Origin of the sequence: Caulobacter sp. UNC279MFTsu5.1 (genome assembly GCF_900114015.1) — a bacterium.
Taxonomy (GTDB): Bacteria; Pseudomonadota; Alphaproteobacteria; order Caulobacterales; family Caulobacteraceae; genus Caulobacter.
Genome location: NZ_FORN01000022.1, coordinates 1 through 16,030, shown reverse-complemented (window position 1 = coordinate 16,030; position 16,030 = coordinate 1). Strand labels below are relative to the sequence as shown.

17 protein-coding genes and 1 pseudogene are annotated in these 16,030 nt (G+C 66.6%); 6 read left to right on the top strand and 12 right to left on the bottom strand.

The features are described 5' to 3' along the window. Nucleotides 1-65 precede the first annotated feature (65 nt). Nucleotides 66-1,343: a sensor histidine kinase gene (locus tag BM066_RS13840; protein WP_018062075.1), complete on the top strand. Its 1,278-nt coding sequence runs from the start codon at nt 66-68 to the stop codon at nt 1,341-1,343. 41 nt (nt 1,344-1,384) lie between these two features. Here the strand turns inward: BM066_RS13840 and BM066_RS13835 are convergent, their stop codons facing one another. The 4 genes from BM066_RS13835 to BM066_RS13820 form a co-directional block, all read right to left on the bottom strand. Continuing rightward, nucleotides 1,385-2,365: an alpha/beta fold hydrolase gene (locus BM066_RS13835; RefSeq protein ID WP_018062076.1), complete on the bottom strand. Its 981-nt coding sequence runs from the start codon at nt 2,363-2,365 to the stop codon at nt 1,385-1,387. Nucleotides 2,366-2,376: 11 nt separating this feature from the next. After that, entirely contained in the window at nt 2,377-2,898 is a 522-nt protein-coding gene (locus BM066_RS13830) for a helix-turn-helix transcriptional regulator (protein WP_018062077.1), read from the bottom strand. Further along, on the bottom strand, nt 2,895-3,305 hold the full coding sequence (locus BM066_RS13825; protein ID WP_018062078.1) for a hypothetical protein: 411 nt from the start codon (nt 3,303-3,305) through the stop codon (nt 2,895-2,897). Before BM066_RS13825 ends, BM066_RS13830 begins: the two co-directional genes overlap by 4 nt. 176 nt (nt 3,306-3,481) lie before the next feature. Then, the gene (locus tag BM066_RS13820) at nt 3,482-3,943 is read right to left on the bottom strand and encodes a carboxymuconolactone decarboxylase family protein (protein ID WP_018062079.1); all 462 of its coding nucleotides are present in this window, start codon (nt 3,941-3,943) and stop codon (nt 3,482-3,484) included. Between the two features lie 382 nt (nt 3,944-4,325). On the opposite strand from BM066_RS13820, the gene BM066_RS13815 reads away from it, so the two are divergent. Further along, nucleotides 4,326-5,081: an SDR family oxidoreductase gene (locus BM066_RS13815; protein WP_018062080.1), complete on the top strand. Its 756-nt coding sequence runs from the start codon at nt 4,326-4,328 to the stop codon at nt 5,079-5,081. A 70-nt stretch (nt 5,082-5,151) separates the two neighbouring features. Here the strand turns inward: BM066_RS13815 and BM066_RS13810 are convergent, their stop codons facing one another. From BM066_RS13810 to BM066_RS13780, 6 genes are all read right to left on the bottom strand, one after another. After that, complete coding sequence (locus BM066_RS13810) at nt 5,152-5,814, bottom strand: HD domain-containing protein (RefSeq protein WP_018062081.1); 663 nt, start codon at nt 5,812-5,814, stop codon at nt 5,152-5,154. A 21-nt stretch (nt 5,815-5,835) separates the two neighbouring features. Next, nucleotides 5,836-6,594, bottom strand: a complete 759-nt coding sequence (locus tag BM066_RS13805; RefSeq protein ID WP_018062082.1) for an SDR family oxidoreductase — start codon at nt 6,592-6,594, stop codon at nt 5,836-5,838. A 5-nt stretch (nt 6,595-6,599) separates the two neighbouring features. After that, nucleotides 6,600-7,385 (bottom strand): SDR family oxidoreductase, encoded by a 786-nt coding sequence (locus BM066_RS13800; protein ID WP_018062083.1) that lies wholly within the window; start codon nt 7,383-7,385, stop codon nt 6,600-6,602. Between the two features lie 271 nt (nt 7,386-7,656). After that, a complete protein-coding gene (locus BM066_RS13790; RefSeq protein ID WP_089928888.1) occupies nt 7,657-8,040 on the bottom strand; it encodes a response regulator transcription factor in 384 nt (127 codons plus the stop codon). 136 nt (nt 8,041-8,176) lie between these two features. After that, complete coding sequence (locus BM066_RS13785; protein WP_018062086.1) at nt 8,177-9,055, bottom strand: hypothetical protein; 879 nt, start codon at nt 9,053-9,055, stop codon at nt 8,177-8,179. A gap of 43 nt (nt 9,056-9,098) precedes the next feature. Then, on the bottom strand, nt 9,099-9,503 hold the full coding sequence (locus BM066_RS13780; protein ID WP_049801106.1) for a DUF427 domain-containing protein: 405 nt from the start codon (nt 9,501-9,503) through the stop codon (nt 9,099-9,101). Between the two features lie 344 nt (nt 9,504-9,847). On the opposite strand from BM066_RS13780, the gene BM066_RS26465 reads away from it, so the two are divergent. The 3 genes from BM066_RS26465 (at nt 9,848) to BM066_RS27035 (ending at nt 11,931) form a co-directional block, all read left to right on the top strand. Then, nucleotides 9,848-10,231, top strand: a complete 384-nt coding sequence (locus BM066_RS26465) for an alpha/beta fold hydrolase (RefSeq protein WP_255367587.1) — start codon at nt 9,848-9,850, stop codon at nt 10,229-10,231. 300 nt (nt 10,232-10,531) lie between these two features. Continuing rightward, entirely contained in the window at nt 10,532-11,728 is a 1,197-nt protein-coding gene (locus BM066_RS13770; RefSeq protein WP_026176549.1) for an acyltransferase family protein, read from the top strand. A gap of 53 nt (nt 11,729-11,781) precedes the next feature. Continuing rightward, nucleotides 11,782-11,931, top strand: a complete 150-nt coding sequence (locus BM066_RS27035) for a GH39 family glycosyl hydrolase (protein ID WP_369823247.1) — start codon at nt 11,782-11,784, stop codon at nt 11,929-11,931. A 99-nt stretch (nt 11,932-12,030) separates the two neighbouring features. Here the strand turns inward: BM066_RS27035 and BM066_RS13760 are convergent, their stop codons facing one another. Both BM066_RS13760 and BM066_RS13755 read right to left on the bottom strand, forming a co-directional pair. Continuing rightward, nucleotides 12,031-13,689, bottom strand: coding sequence for an alpha-L-fucosidase (locus BM066_RS13760; RefSeq protein ID WP_026176550.1), 1,659 nt, complete (start codon nt 13,687-13,689; stop codon nt 12,031-12,033). A gap of 191 nt (nt 13,690-13,880) precedes the next feature. Next, nucleotides 13,881-14,633, bottom strand: a complete 753-nt coding sequence (locus BM066_RS13755; RefSeq protein WP_018062093.1) for an IclR family transcriptional regulator — start codon at nt 14,631-14,633, stop codon at nt 13,881-13,883. 1,011 nt (nt 14,634-15,644) lie between these two features. Here BM066_RS13755 and BM066_RS13750 point away from each other — a divergent pair. Further along, nucleotides 15,645-16,030, top strand: a pseudogene (locus BM066_RS13750) (alpha-glucosidase); the annotation flags it as partial.

Below are 16,030 nucleotides of genomic sequence, written 5' to 3'. Positions count from 1 at the left end.
TGTGGCGCCTGTCGGGGGGCGATCCCGCCGTTGCGGAAGCGCATGGCGATCTTGATCTCGACCCCATGGCGCGGGCGCTCGGCGCCTCCAACGACCATCGCGACCCGGTCGTCGAGGAAACCGTGGGCGCGCGGCAGGCGGGCGAAGACCGCTTCCGGATGTTGATCCACCATACGCCTACGCCCCTCTGGTACGTGGACGCGCGGGACGCCGGCGAGGTCTTCGAGCGCCTCCGGGCCGAGGGCGTGACGGACATCGCCGCCCATCTCGACGCGCATCCGGAGTTGGTGGAAATCGCCAAGGACATCGTCCTGGTCACCGAGATCAACCGGGCGGCGGTCGCCCTGTTCGGGGCGGGCGCCGCAACGGATCTGATCCGGCCTGTCCGCTATCTGTTCGCGGCCACTCCGGACATGGCCAAGCGCGTGATGGTCGCTCACTTCGAGGGGCGCCGGAACTATGTCGAGCAGGCCAGGATGGCGACCTTCGACGGCCGGGTGCGCGACGTCGTGTTCTCGGTCACCTATCCTGCGCCCCCGGAGCATCTCGACACCACGTTCATCACCATGGAGGACATCACCGAGCGCCTGCGGACCGAGGCCCAACTTCGCCGCCTGCAGGCGGACTTCGCGCACGCCGCGCGCGTCTCGATGCTGGGGGAGCTGGCCACCTCGATCGCTCACGAGGTCAGGCAGCCGCTGGCGGCCATCGTCACCAACGCCGAAACCGGCCTGCGATGGCTGGCGCGGGAGGAGCCGAACCTCGCCAAGGCTCGTGAACTGATCGGGCGGATCGCGGCGAGCGCCCTGCGGGCGAACGACATCATCCAGCGCGTGCGGAGCATGGCGGCCAAGCAGGAGCCGGAGCGCTTGGCCCTCGACCTAGCGGAGGTGGTCGATGAGGCGCTGCACTTCGTGCGCCACGACCTCGACGCGCAGGGGATCACCCTGCTGCGCGTGGACGCCGGCGAACTTCCGCCCGTGGTCGGAGATCGGGTGCAACTGCAGCAGGTCGTCGTCAACCTGCTGGTCAACGGCATCCAGGCGATCGCGCAGGCCAACGCCCGGGAGCGCCGCATCGAACTGAAGATCGATGTCGATGGGACCGACGCCGTGACCTTGTCGGTCCATGACACCGGCCCCGGCGTCGCCGAGGCGGACCTGGGCTGCGTGTTCGACGGGTTCTTCACCACCAAGGACACCGGCATGGGGATCGGCCTTTCGATCTGCCAGTCGATCATCGCCGAGCATGGCGGGGAGATCGGCGTGACGAACCATCCGGCGGGCGGGGCGATGTTCCGCGTGAGTTTGCCGGTCGGCGACGACGCGCGGCCGGGCGGCTGACGCCCCTCGATCGGTCGGGAGGCGTCGCGCCTGCGCGGTGGTCAACTCTTGAAGAACGCCAGCAGGTCCGGGTTGATGATGTCGGGGTGGGTCGTGGCCATGCCGTGCGGCAGGCCCTTGTAGACCTTCAGCGCGCCCTTCTTCAGCAGCTTGATCCCCACCAGGGCGGCGTCGGCGATCGGCACGATCTGGTCGTCGTCGCCGTGCATCAGCAGCACTGGCGCCTCGATCGTCTTCAGGTCGTCAGTGAAGTCGGTCGCCGAGAAGGCCGCGATACAGTCGTACTGGGCCTTGGCCCCGCCCATCATCCCCTGGCGCCACCAGTTGTCGACCAGCGCCTGGCGGACCTTCGCGCCAGGGCGGTTGAAGCCGTAGAACGGTCCCGACGGCAGGTCCCGATAGAACTGCGAGCGATTGGCCGCCAGGGCCGCCCGGAGGCCGTCGAACACCTCGATCGGCAAGCCGCCGGGATTGGCCGGCGTCTTCAGCATGATCGGCGGCACCGCGCCGATCAGCACGACCTTGGACACCCGACTGTCGCCACCGTAGCGGGCGACGTAGCGCGCCGCCTCGCCGCCGCCGGTGGAATGGCCGACGTGGATGGCGTTCTTCAGATTCAGGTGAGTCGTCACCACGGCGAGGTCGGCGGCGTAGGTGTCCATGTCGTTGCCGACGTCGGTCTGGGTCGAGCGCCCGTGGCCGCGGCGGTCATGGGCGATGACGCGATAGCCCTGCGCCAAGAAGAACAGCATCTGGTTGTCCCAGTCGTCGCCGCTGAGCGGCCAGCCGTGGTGGAACACGATCGGCTGGGCGGTCCTGGGGCCCCAGTCCTTGTAGAAGATCTGCGCGCCGTCCTTGGTGGTGACGTAGCCGCTGCCCATGGTCATGGTTCCTTGCGAGGGGGAGGAGGAAGGGCTGGCCTGCGCGGCGCCGTGCGAGGGCAGGGCGGTCGCGGCGGCGGCGAGGCCCAGGCCCGCGGTCATGACGACGCGGCGCGAGGCATGATGGTCTTGCAGATGCATGGGGCGTCTCTTCAGTGGGAGCAGGGAGCGGGGTTGTCGCGGCGCCATTCGCGCGGGGTCATCCCAACGGTTCGGCGAAACAACCGCGAGAAATGGGCCTGATCGGCGAAGCCGCACTCCAGGGCCACCTGGCTGAGCGGCGTCTTGGAGCCGCGCATCAGCGCCTGGGCGCGGGCGATGCGGCGGCGGATCACCAGCTCGCGCGGGGACAGTCCGAAGGTGTTTCGGCAGGCCCGGGCGAAGTGGCTGCAACTCAGCCTGACCAGCGGCGCCAGGATCTCCAGGTTCAGCTTGCGATCGAGGTTTTCCTCGATGAAGCGGTCGAGCTTCTTGGCGCGCCAGGGCGCCAGCTGCGTGCCCTGGGGCGGGGCGCGCCGACGGTCCTGGCCGGGACTTGGTTCGCCGTTCGCCCAGGCTTTCTGGTCGCCGAAGCTTCGGCTTTCAGCGGCGCGCAGCGCGGTCTGTATCAGGTCGGCGACGACGGAGGCGGTCGAGGCGTCATGCTCGGCGAGGAGAGTGGACGCCGGGCTCATACCGCGTCCTCCGGCGCGCGGGTGCGGAACGCCCAGGCCGTCAGCAGCCATCCCAGGATCGCCGGCAGGGTCACCGCCGGAAAATCGCGGGGAATGACCGAGGCCGAACAGATGCCGACCGCCACTTCCCAGAAGTGGAACAGCGCATGCCCGGAGAGCCAGATCGTCGGGGCCGCCCAGAAGAGCAGACGCTGGCGAGGCTGGAGCGCGCCGGCCAGGAAGCCCGCGCCCATGAACAGGAAGATCAGGCCGATGTCGCGAACGAAGTGCTGGTTGAACGGCCCCGTCGTCGTCACGCCTGGCACGGCGAAGTACCAGGCTTCGGGGGCGAGCAGCATGAAGACGCCGTTGGCCAGGGCGGCGACGCCGAGCACGGCGGCCAGGCCGAGGCAGGTTGATTTCAGCATGATGATCCCTTTCGAGAGGCGGCGCGGGCGCGAGGGCCGGGAGGCGCGCCTCGACCCTTCGGGGCGAGGAGCCGAGGCGCGCGCGAAGACGACGTTTCGTCCTGGGGGAGGGACTACCGTCTTATCGGCGATCCGAAGTTGCGGTTTCGGATCGCTTCAGGCCCTGCGATCCCGGCCTAGGCGGCCGCGACGGCCGGCTGGACCGGGTGTACGGCGCGAGCGGCCACCTGCAGGCGGTTCCAGGCGTTGATCTGGCCGATCATCACCGAGAGGGTCGCGATCTCGATGTCCGTGAACTGGCTCTTGACCAGCTCGTAGTCGGCGTCCGGGGCGCCGGTCTTGGCGATCCTGGTCAGGGACTCGGTCCAGGCCAGGGCGGCGCGCTCGCGGTCGGTGAACAGCGGCGACTCCCGCCACGTGTCGAGCAGGAACAGGCGCATGTCGGTTTCGCCGTGCGCCTTGGCGTCGGTGACGTGCATGTGGACGCAGAAAGCGCAGCCGTTGATCTGCGAGGCGCGGATCTTCACCAGTTCGGCGAGGCTGTGTTCGATGCTGGTCGCGGCCAGCGCCTTTTCGACGGCCAGCAGGGCGTTGGTCAGGTCCGTAACGATCTTGAAGGGGGCGAAGCGCGGGGTCATGTCTGGTCCTTCGGTGGAGTTGAAGAGCCCCGAGGATGCCGAGCCCGCCGGGATGGCGGCCACCGTTCGCGAAGCGCGCGGGGCTATGTCCCGGGCATAGGGGCGTATGGCTGCGGGGACAGGTCGGGCGGCGCCAACGCTAGCCGGAGTTGCTCGCGGGTTTAGGTTTTTCCGAAAAGAGGCGCCGAAAGAGTAGTTATCTGTGCGCAAAGAAACATGCGTTACTTCCGTGAGAGTAGTTCTCGACGCTGTAGGTATGATTTTCGAGATCCGGGTTAGGCGACGTTGATGATATGCCTCATGCATTTTGACTAAATGATATCTGTAGCATCGTTCTTGGCGTCCATATTATTCTCTGCGGCATCACTTCAGGAGATGTGGCATGAAGATCGTCGTCATCGGCGGGACTGGACTTATCGGGTCCAAGACCGTCAGCAACCTGTCCCGCCTGGGCCACGAGGTCATCGCCGCGGCGCCCAACACCGGGGTCAACACCCTGACCGGCGAGGGCCTGGCTGGGGCGCTGGACGGCGCCGACGTCGTCGTCGATGTCGCCAATTCGCCGTCGTTCGAGGACGACGCGGCCATGGCGTTCTTCCAGACCGCGGGCCGCAACCTGCTGGCCGCCGAGCAGGTCGCCGGCGTCAAGCATCACCTCGCCCTGTCGGTGGTAGGGACCGAGCGCCTGCAGGCCAGTGGCTATTTCCGCGCCAAGCTGGCTCAGGAAGCTTTGATCAAGGCCTCGCCGACGCCCTACACCATCCTGCGCTCGACGCAGTTCTTCCAGTTCGTGGGCGGCATCGTCCACGCGGCGGCGGCCGGCGACGCTATCCGCCTGCCGCCCGTGCTGATTCAGCCGATCGCGGCCGACGACGTCGCCGCCGCCCTGACCAAGGTGGTGGTGGGGCAGCCGGTCAACGGCGCGCTCGAGGTCGCCGGCCCCGAGACGTTCCGCCTCGACGCCTTCGCCGAGCAATATCTGAGCGCCCAGCAGGATCCTCGCACCGTCGTGGCCGACCCCAAGGCGCTCTATTTCGGCGCCGTGCTGGACGACGGGACCTTGATCCCGGACGCTGGCGCGATGCTGGGCGAGACGACCTTCGAGGAATGGCTCGACGAGTCCATGGCCGCGGACTGAGGCGGAGTCTCTCTGACAAAGCCTGAGGGCCGGGCGCCTTAATCGGCGCCGGCCCTTTTGCGAGTCTGGTCTATTCGGAGAAGGGGCCGCTGAACACCGCGTCGACCCAGGACGGCGCCCGGTAGCCGGGCACCAACCGCTCGCCGAAATCGCGGATGAAATTGGCGTAGGTGATCTCGGGCCGGGTCTTGGCCATGTGGCACAGGCAGGCGGTGAACCGGCGCTTCATGTCCAGTCGGGGCGCGGCGGCGATGGTCGAAGCGATCGCCGCCGCGCCCAGGACGTCGTTATCAGGCGTCCCAAAGTCGATCCCGATGCCGCGCGCGCACAGCGCGACTTCCGGCTCCTTGAAGACGCTGATCGACGGGGTCGCATGCAGGGCGATGCTGTCCCAGACCAGTTGGGCGCGCCGATCGTCAAAGCCTTGTTCGCGCGCGAACGCTGCGGCGACCCCGGCCCCATTGACCTCGAAACGGTTGGGTCCCGGGGCGTGGTCGGTCAGGCCCAGGTCGTGCAGCAGGGTCGAGACCGCCAACACCTCGGCGTCGTGCTCCACGAGTTCCAGAGCGGCCAGCCTGGCGGCGAACATCCACGAGCGGGCGACGTGGTTGAACAGATAGGCGGGGCTGCGGTCGCGGGCGTAGGCGAATGCCCGGTCGATCAGCGGTGACTCCGGCAGGGCGGGAAACGCCGCGCGCAGTTGAGCCAGGGTTACGGGAGCGACATCGGTCATGGCGGAGCGTCCTGGGCGGGGCTAGAGGGCGGCGGCGGTCTGTTGGCCGAGCCAGCTGTCGAACTCGGTGTGGCCGAACCGTGGAACCGCGCCCGCGATCAAGGTTTCGTCGTTGAGGATCGTGCCGAAATACAGCGCCTGGGGATCGGCCACGACGCGCCGGCTGTCGCCGCGGGCGGCCAGGTACCGCCGAGCCAACTCGTCCAGCCGGAAGGGATCGGGGCCGGCGACCTCCAGGGTCTCGTTCATCGGCGCGCGTGTGGCGATGTCGGCCAGGGCGCTGGCGACATCCTGGGCGGCTACGAACTGGACGCGGGCCGGCGACAGCCGAACCTCCTGGCCGTCCGCGGCCGCCTCGACCACGGCGTGGAGGAATTCGAAGAACTGGGTCGAGCGGACGATCGTGAACGGCACGCCGCCGTCCTTGATCAGCCCTTCCTGGACCAGCTTGGCGCGGAAATAGCCGTTCCCGGACAGCCGCTCCGATCCGACGATCGACAGGCCCACATAGTGGCGCACGCCCGTGGCCGAAGCCGCCGCCAGGATGTTGCGGCTGGAGGTCTCGAAGAACCGCAGGGCTGTGGCGTCGTCGAAGGCCGGTGCGTTGACGACGTCGACCACAACCTCGGCCCCGACGAGCGCCTCGTCCAGGCCCTCGCCGGTGATCACGTCGACGCCCGTCCGCTGCGAGGCGGCCGTGACCTGGTGGCCCTGTGTCGCGAGGATCTTGACGATCTTGGAGCCGACGACGCCCGTGCCGCCCGTGACAACGATCTTCATGGCGTTCAACTCTTCCGGTTCGAGACACGTGCGGCGTGCGTTGGCGATTGCAGGCTCTGGCGCAGCCAGTCGTGGAAGCGTGTGGAGGCGATGCGCGGCCCGTCGCCTGGAAGCAGGGACCGATCGTCCAGCTCCGCGCCGAAATAGCGGGCGTGGACGTCGGCGACGACGCGGCGGGGGTCCTCGTAGGCGGTGAGGACCTGGGTCGCCAGATCGTCCAGGCGAAGGCGTTCGGGGCCGGCTGCCTCGGTGATCCGGTTCAGCGGCGGGCCCAGGACGATGTCGGCCAGGGCCTCGGCGACCTCCTCGCCGGCGATCGGTTGCACCAGGGCCGGCGAGATCACCACGTCGTCATCGAGGCCGTCCTGCACCACGCCGGTGATGAATTCGAAGAACTGGGTCGAGCGCAGGACCGTGAAGGGAAGGCCAGACGCCTTCAGCAGGTCTTCCTGAATCTTCTTGGATTGGAAGTAGCCGCTGGCCTGCAGGCGATCGACGCCGACGATCGACAGGACGACATGGTGCCGCACGCCCGCGGCGAGACCGGCGGCGATCAGATTGCGGCTCGATGTCTCGAAGAAGGCCCTGGCGTCCGCGCCGTCGAGGGACGGTGACTGGGTCACGTCCACGACCACGGTCGCCCCGTCCAGGGCCGCTTTCAGCCCCGCGCCGGTGACCGTGTCGACACCGAAGGTCGGCGAGGCCTCGAGGACCTTGTGGTCGTCCTGGCGCAGATTGTAGACGAGCTTGCCGCCGATCCGTCCGCTGCCGCCCGCCACCACGATTTTCATGTCACTACTCAAGCCTGATCCGGAAACGAGGATCAGAGGCTAGAGCCGCCAGCGGTCGTGGGTCGATTGGGTGAAAGGGCGGGGACAGGCTATCCCCCGGTATAGGTCCAAGCCAAAGACGATGATGCTTTCGGCGCATAGATCCGCCAACGCGTCGACCGATCCAAAGGCGTTTTGGCCAAAGGCCTCGTGGCTCATGGTCGTCGGACTGTCGGACATGTCGAATGAAGGGTCTGGAAGGCAGGTCGTGGATCGGTCGGGCCACACGGGCTCAGTCGGGTTCGAAGGTTCCACGCCCCTGGTCCAGGGCCGCGTTGAGGTGCCCGAGCAGAACCTGGTCGTTGATAGGTTTGGTGAGATAGGCCATCGCGCCCGACGCCAGGGCCCGCGTTCGCGTGGCCTGGTCGGTCTGGGCGGAGATGATGATGACGGGCAGGGCCGGATCGAGCGCCTTCAGGCGCTGCTGGAGCTGCAGCCCGCTTTCGCCCAGCAGGTTGAGGTCGGTGACCAGGCCCGCGAAGCGTCCCGGGGCGTGCGCGGCCAGGAAGCTCTCGCTCCCGTCGAAGGTGAGGCAGGCGAAGTCGAACACCTCGATCAGTTCCGCCAGGGCTTCGCGCATGGCCTTGTCGTCGTCGACGATCGCGAAAAGAGGCACAATGGACAAGTCATCGGTCCTTGCGCGGCTGGCGTCGCCGCGAGCGTCTTTCATCGGCTCAAATCCCGTCGGGCGACACCTATCCAAAGGTTTAGCCCTGAGGGTTCGGCGCCTGGCTCTATCGGTCGCGAATGAGCTACGCCTTGGCGCCGAGCCAGTCCGCCACGTTGAGCACGTAGCGCTGGGTGTCGGCCATGGCCTGGGGCGTAGTGATCAGACCGTCGCCGGGGGGCTCGACGACGAAGCTCGGGCTGCCCGACCGGACGTCCCAGTTGTAGTCGGCGAAATGGTGGAACGTGCTCTGGGCGATCGCCCGTCCGCCGGCCGGTCCCGCCTCGAAGGCCACGGCGATGTTGAACGGGTGGCCCGTGGCCTTGCTGGTCCCCATGGCGATGACGCGGGCGCCTTCGTCCTCGGGCGCCCGGACCCCGCCCTCGTGCGGATGCGAGGGCAGGTGACGGATCGAGCCGGTGGGCGAGGCCGGATCGCTCAGCACCGGATGGACGGGCTGGACCGGCGTGATCGTCTGGTAGTCGCCATTGGCCCCGGAATGGAAGTTCGGCCACGAGATCGCGGTCGTATAGGGGTCATCGGGCGTGTGCTGGGCCGGGTCGGGATGCGGGTTGCGCGTGTGGAAATAATGCGCCGCGCCGACGCCGCCCAGCGTGCAGATCGACGATCCCAAGTCCATGTGGTCGCGCGTCACCATCAGCCCGCCGCCCGCGCGGCGAAAGCGCGAGATCGCGCCGCAGTCCTCGTGCGTCAGCCCGTCGCCGACGTCGACGGCGAACAGCCACAGCTGGTCGAAGTCGCTGCGGTCCAGGGTCGAGAGCACCGCGTCGGGCGCGTCCGGTGGGTCGCGGTCGCGCAGGGTCACGTCATACAGCCGCCGGCCGTCGGCTCCGACCTGCGCGGCCAGCAACTGACCCAGCTTGCTGAAGCGGGCGATGGACCAGTCGTCCGCTGTCGGAACGATCGTGGTCTGCAGCAGGATCCTGATCGGGGCTGGGCTCATCCTGTCCTCCTCTGAAAGGGCGCGTTACGTCGGGCTCGCGGACCTAGCCGTCGATCTCGACATCTTCGTCGGCGATCGCCGTGTCGGCCGCCGTGCGGCCCTGGGCCTGGAACTCGACGTGTTCGGGATGGAAGGCGATGCGGCCGGCGATGTCGGCGAAGGCCGCGTGGGGCGCCTCGTACGACCAGGCCACGTTCTCGACCAGGTGCTGGTCGCGATAGATGGTGAAGTAGCGCGCGTCACCCTTGTCGGGGTTGCGAGTGACCTTGTCGGTCTGACTCAGGAACACCATGAACACGTCCTTGCGCGGGAAATAGCGCGTCGGCGGATGATCCGGCTGGTGCACCACGACCACGTCGTCGCTGTCGGCGATGTCATGGCCTTCGAACAACACGCGGACGCGGCCGGGTTCACGCGCGATGGTGGGGCTTTGGTCAGGGTTGGTCATGGCGGTCTCCTCGCGGGCCGGCTGCGGGGCGCGGCGTCCACGGTCCAGGTCTTGGACCGCGGACGCCGCGCGGATTTGAGCCGGACAGGTGGGACGCTCGTCTGCCGTTTCGTCGGCCGTAAGATGAAATCGGAAAAACTCTTACGTTCATCATCCCTGTCGCGTCCGATTAACACGGCTCGACAGTGTTGGTATCGGCGAGGGCGTCCTAAACGGAACTGTACTTAGGTCTAGGCCGTCTAACCCTGTTTCGGGGCGTTGGCCGCGCGGCCCAGCGCCGCCAGTTGATCGGCCACGAAGTCGGCGAACAATCGCGCCCTCAGGGATTGGAAGCGACCGAAAGCGTGCAGGATCTGCAATGGCTCAGCGGGCGGGGGGCAAGACGATCTCCAGTCGACCGGCTCGCAGGTCCTCGTCCACCGTCCAGCGCAGCAACTGGGCGATGCCCACGCCGTCGACCGCCGCGGCCCTCAACGCAAATCCCGTGTCGCAGTCGAGAACGGCGCGCGCTCTCCGACATGGCGACGGCGGCGTCGTGGAAGCGGCTGCCGTCTTATGTGATCTACGGTTCGGCCGATCGCAACATTCCCGCCGAAGCCCACCGGTTCATGGCCGAGCGCGCGCACGTGCGCAAGACCGTCGCGATCGAGGGCGCTTCCCATGCCCTGATGGTCTCCCACCCCGACAAGGTCGCCGCGCTCATCGAGGAGGCCGCGTCGGCGCGCTGAGCGTTGGGGCGATTGGGTTGGCGCCGCCTTGTGCCGTTGCGGGAGTTGGTCGCTCGCCGCGCGCTTCTTCAGGCCGGCCGGTGGTCGATGATGTTTTCGATCATCGCCGTCGGCGGTGCATGAAGGTCTTGATGAGGCCGTCGCACAAGTCTCACACGCCAGGTCCAATCTGGTAATTTTATTAGCGCCATTAATTTTTACTTGTAAATTCGAAGGCGCAAATGCCAAAGCGGGACGCCATGCGCCTCCCATCGGGTCCACAGAACCCGCATAGGCGCAAGCAAGGCGCGGGGAGGCCTCATGACTGAGCAGACTTGGACGCTCGCGACACCGTCGTCGGAAGCGGCGACATCGACAGTCGCGACAGCGTCCCCGAAAGGCCACTACGTCATTCTCGACGGCCTACGTGGCGTGGCCTCCCTGATGGTGGTCGTCTTCCATTTGTTCGAAGTCTATGCGGGCGGAAACCCACAGAAGCAGATCATCAACCACGGCTACCTCGCGGTGGATTTCTTCTTTCTGCTGTCGGGCTTCGTGATCGCATACGCCTACGATGATCGCTGGGCGGCGGGCATGAGTCAGTGGGAGTTCTACAAGCGCCGCCTGGTGCGGCTTCAGCCGATGATCATCATGGGCAGCCTGATCGGCGCGGCCCTCGTCGTCTTCCAGTACTCCTCCGTCTTCCCCAAGCTGGAAGCGGCTTCGGTCTGGCAGATCGTGGGCGTCATGCTGCTCGGCTGTCTGATGATCCCGCTGACGCCGTCGGCGGAGATCCGTGGTTGGACCGAGAACTATCCGCTGAACGGGCCGGCCTGGTCGCTGTTCTACGAATACCTCGCCAACATCCTCTATGCGGCGGGGCTGCGGAAGCTGTCGAACCGCGCGCTGGGCGGCCTCGTGGCTCTGGCGGCCTTGGCGCTCGTCCACATGCTGGTGTTCGGCCCCCGGGGCGACGTCATCGGCGGGTGGGCGCTCGACGCCGGCGGAATCCGCATCGGCCTCACGCGCGTGCTCTTCCCGTTCTTCGCCGGCGTGCTGCTGATGCGGTTGGGCAGGCGGATCAAGGTCGGCGGCGCCTTCGCGGTCTGCGGCCTGCTGCTGATCGTGGCGCTGGCCCTCCCAAGATTCGGCGGGACGGAGCGGCTGTGGGTCAACGGCCTTTACGAAGCCCTTTGCGTCATCGTGCTGTTTCCGCTGATCGTCGTCATCGGGGCCGGCGAGAAGAACGTGGACGGCCCGTCGGTGCGGATCGCCCGCTTCTTCGGCGACTTGTCCTACCCGCTCTACATCACCCACTATCCGCTGGTTTACATCTACACCGGCTGGGTCGTGAACAAGAAGGTTCCCGCGGCGCAGGGCGCGCTGGTCGGGGCGGGGGTGTTCGTGGCGGCCGTCGCGATCGCCTATGTATGCCTCAAGGCCTATGACGAGCCCGCGCGGCGTTGGCTGGGCGGCAAGCTCCTGGCTCCGGGCCGCTTGCGGCCGGCCGCCGATTGAAGGGAGGAGTCCGCGACTGTCCGCACTCAGGACCGCACACCCGAAGCTAGGGCCTGGCGAAATCTGATCGACGCCTCGTCCGGCGCGTCCGCCAGCGCTATGGCGTCGAGGAGGTCCGCAAGTGGTTCTTCGGGGTGTGGAACGAGCCCAACCTCGACGGTTTCTGGAAACGGCTGATCAGGCCGCTATTTCGAGCTCTATGACGTCAGCGCCCGAGCCATCAAGGCGGTCGATCCGGCCCTCTGGGTGGGCGGCCCCTCGACGGCGGGCGCGGCCTTGGGGGGCCGAGTTCCTGGCGGCCGTCAGATGACGCCTTCGATCCGAAGCGCCACGCCGAACGGGTGGAGCGCGCCCTCGGGGATGGTGACATGGAGGCCGGTTCTGTCCTGGCGATAGGTCAGCGCCGCATGCTCACCGGCCAGAGTCACGCGCCGGACCGGCCGCTTGGCGTGCGCCCCATCCTTGACCAGGGACGCGATCGACACCTGACCGCCCTCGGGCCGCCCGAGCGTGATGGCGTAGAGCGACTTGCCCTTGGTGGTGAAGCGGATGTCCCTGGCGGTGAAGGGCTTCTGCTTCCCCTCGTTGAACATGCCGCCCGCCACTTCGGTCGGTCCTTCGCCGAACACCGCCCACGGACGGGTGCCGTGGATCGCGTCCGAAAACCGCCCCATCCAGCCGCCGATCTCTTCGACGATCCGCCGCTCTTCGGAGTCGATCGTCCCGTCGGGGCGGACGGGAATGCTGAGCAGCAGGTTGCCGTTCTTGGAGACGATGTCGCAAAGCCGGTGGATCACTTCGGCCGCTGGCAGGTAGCCCTTCTGCTCGAAGATCCGGCGATCGTAATGCCAGGAACCGATGCAGGTGTCGGTCTGCCAGGCGATTGGGCTGATGTCGCTGCGCAAGCCGCGCTCGACGTCGGGAACCACGCCCGGGACCACGCGACCGTGTTCGGGCTTGACGTTGACCACGGCCTCCAGCCGGCCGCCGTTCCACTGCCGCGAGGCGTTGTAGAAGTGGGCGGTGATGTCGAGGCCAGCCTGCTCCAGAGGCAGGTCGAAATTGTCGAAATAGACGAGGTCCGGCTTGTAGCTGTCGATCAGGTCCTTGCAGCGCAGGTACCACTGGCGCGTGAAGGCCGGATTGTTCAGCGGCGCCTTTTCGGTCCAGACGCGATCATTGGCTTCGTGCCACTTGTCGGCTTCGGCTATGCTTTGAAGACCGTCGGGCATCGGCATGGCCGGTCCGGCATAGAGCTGCTGCGGGTCCAGGCCTTCCCACCACTTCCCCTTGCCGTCGATCTTGTAGAGCTTGAAGGCGTCGTAGCGTTCGCCCTTGCGGGGGCCTTCGGGGTCGTAGCCGTAGGCGGTCTGGAACCAGTGCCAGGCGTGGGCGGAGTGGTTGGAGACGCCAAAGCGTAAACCGCGCCTGCGCGCCGCCTTGGCCCAGATGCCGATGATGTCCTTCTTGGGGCCGATCTTGACGGTGTTCCAGTCATGGAACCTGGAATCATAGGCGTCGAAATTGTCGTGGTGGTTGGCCATGGCGACGAAGTACTTGGCGCCGGCCTTTGCATAGAGATCCAGCAGATCGTCCGGATTCCAGTTCTCCGCCCGCCACTTCGGATAGAGGTCGATGAAGCCCGTGTCGGCGGGATGACCATAGGTCTTCAGGTGGTGGTCGTAGGCGGCTTGTCCCTGAAGGTACATGCTGCGCGCATACCAGTCGCCGGCCTCGGGCACGCACTGCGCGCCCCAGTGGGCCCAGAGTCCGAACTTGGCGTCACGAAACCAATCCGGCGCCTTGTAGCCGGCGTTGAGGGACTCCCAGGTCGGCTTGAACGGGCCGTCGGCGATCTGGTCGAAGCCCGTCGGCGCCAGGTCGGCCGCCTGAGCGGGCAGAGTGCTTGCCGCGCCCGCCGCCGCCAAGCCGTGCATGAGCATTCGTCTGCTGGGCGCCATGGACCATCCCCATTTATAGTTTTGTATGCGAACGTAATTTCATATGCAGAAATTGTCCGCAATAGTCTGCGGCTTTAAAAAATCGGGCGCTGGGCGTCCGAGGGCGCGAAATCCGCACCTCCGCGCGACCGGCGTCGCCTTCCGCCGATGCCGAGCCATAACCTTTTCAGGCGAGGGTCTACGGGCGCCGACTAGGCGACGCCCTGGATCTCGCGCGAAATCGCCGCGGCGGTGGCCTTGACCTCTGCGATGATCTCGTCGACGGCCCGCACGCCGCGCTTGTGGATGTAGGGCATGGTCAGGGCCGCGATCGCGGCCCCGTCGGCCATGATCGGCGATGAGACGTCGATGACGTTCGGCACGAGATCGCTTTCGGCGCGCCAATAGCCCTGTTGGGCGACCCGCTCGGCGTTGGCCAGGAAGGCGGCTCGTCCGGCCTTGGAGACGCCGTTGAAGATCATCTCGCGCCACCGGATCTGCACCGGCGGGGGCTGGAAGGCGTAGAGCACCATGCCCGAGGTCGCCTCCACGATGTCCCGGCGGTGGCCGGTGCGCACCGAATAGCCGTAGTAGCCGGGGTTCTCGATCCGGGCGACGACGACGATCTGCTCGCGTGAAGCCTGGGCGAGGTGACAGGATTGCTCGACCCTCGCGGCCAGTTCGCGCATCTGCGGAAGCGCGGCTTCCAGCAGGGTCTTGACCGGCGCGCGCGCCATGCCGAGGCGGAACAGCCGGTTCGTCAACGCGTAGCCTTCCGCGCCCGGGACCGTCTCGATGAAGCCCTTGAACTCCAGGACGTGGATCATCCGGAAGATCTCGCCGACCGACTTTTGCATCGCCACCGAAATCTGGGAAAGGGTCATGGCCTGGCCGTGGCTCGCCAGCAGGTCCAGAATATCCAGGCCCTTTTCCAGGGCGGGCGCGGTGTACTTGCGATCCGACATGGCGCGACCTTCGAAACTAGGGCTTCAGCCTCTAGCTTTCGAGGGGCGCGCGGGCAAGCGGAGGCTTGAGGAGCCAGGGCGTGTTCCGACTCTTCCCATTAGAGCCGGCGGCGAGAATCCGGGGCTGGGGCAGGGATCGGGGCCGCTGTACAAAGGAGAGCGTCTCAAGAGTTCGTTCTAGGTTCGAGGGCGCGCGCCGATGCTGCTCAAGCCTTCCGTTCTTTCGTTGATCTCGCAAACTGGCGCTTCGTCGCTTAGCGGGAGGCATAAAGGCCCGCGCCAATCGGCCCCTCGGCTTCATATGCAAAAATCTTTGTCCAAATGAAAAAGATCGATATATTTTCGATGGCTCATTCAGGATGGCGGCGACATAGAGCCAGCAGCGCCGACATAATGAGGCTCGGCGTCGAGAATCAAGGTCGCGTCACGATGGGGTGCCCGGGGCGATCGTGATGCGTGCTTCCCGGGTGGGGCGGGATAAATTGTCTGACTAATTGGCTCTTTGGGCGCTGTTAATGCCCTCTGTCGCTTTCCGACGCCGAATTAAGAAAATTGTCTAATATATTATCTCGATAATCCAACGAGATGTGAAGACGTTTGACCTCTTGACGACCCATGGCTCGGCGCGTGACGGGCGTTCCGATTGTCACCGGTGTCAGCGCCGCGATCCCCCGTTTCTGCAAAAATCACCCTATTTGTATGAGGAATGGGCTTGCCAAATCCTGATGATGGGGTAGGTCCATAGAGAGATGACAGCGTTGCCATTTAGCGACGAGAGGGCCTGGCTCGATCGACGCCTCCGGGCGTTGGGGGCTGGCTCTCTGGTAGGAGGAATAGGCCAGCGATCCGGGCCGCTCGCTGATGCGGGAGAAGCGGCGGTCGACTGGCGGTGAGGGATCTTAAGGATCGCGCAGCGTATGGCGCGTCGCCAAGAACGATATGGAATGAAGAAAGGTCCCGCATCGGCGCGGCGACGCCGCGGCGGGGTTTAGGGGCTATGGGGAGCAAGCGATGGATCGGCTGAACAAGGTCGCGGGACGCTGGTCGGCTGGGCTGGTGTTGGGCCTGGCGCTGAGCGTGGCGGCCGGGGCGGCCGTGGCCGCGCCGTTGGCGGTGATGGACCGCAACGGCTCGTACGTTTCGGTGGAGACCTACGCGCCCAACATCGTGCGGGTGACGATCAGCCAGGACAAGGACCTGGCGGCTTCGGCGCCGGGCTACGGCTTCGTGGCCGACAGCGACGCCAAGGGCTGGCGCCACGACCAGAAGGGCGGGGCCGACGTCTTCACGTCCGGGACCCTGTCGCTGGAGGTGGCGGCCCAGCCCTGGCCGGGCGCGCCCTCGCAGATGGAGCGCTATTTCGCCCCGTCCCTGCCGCCGGTGTCGGTCAAGGTGCG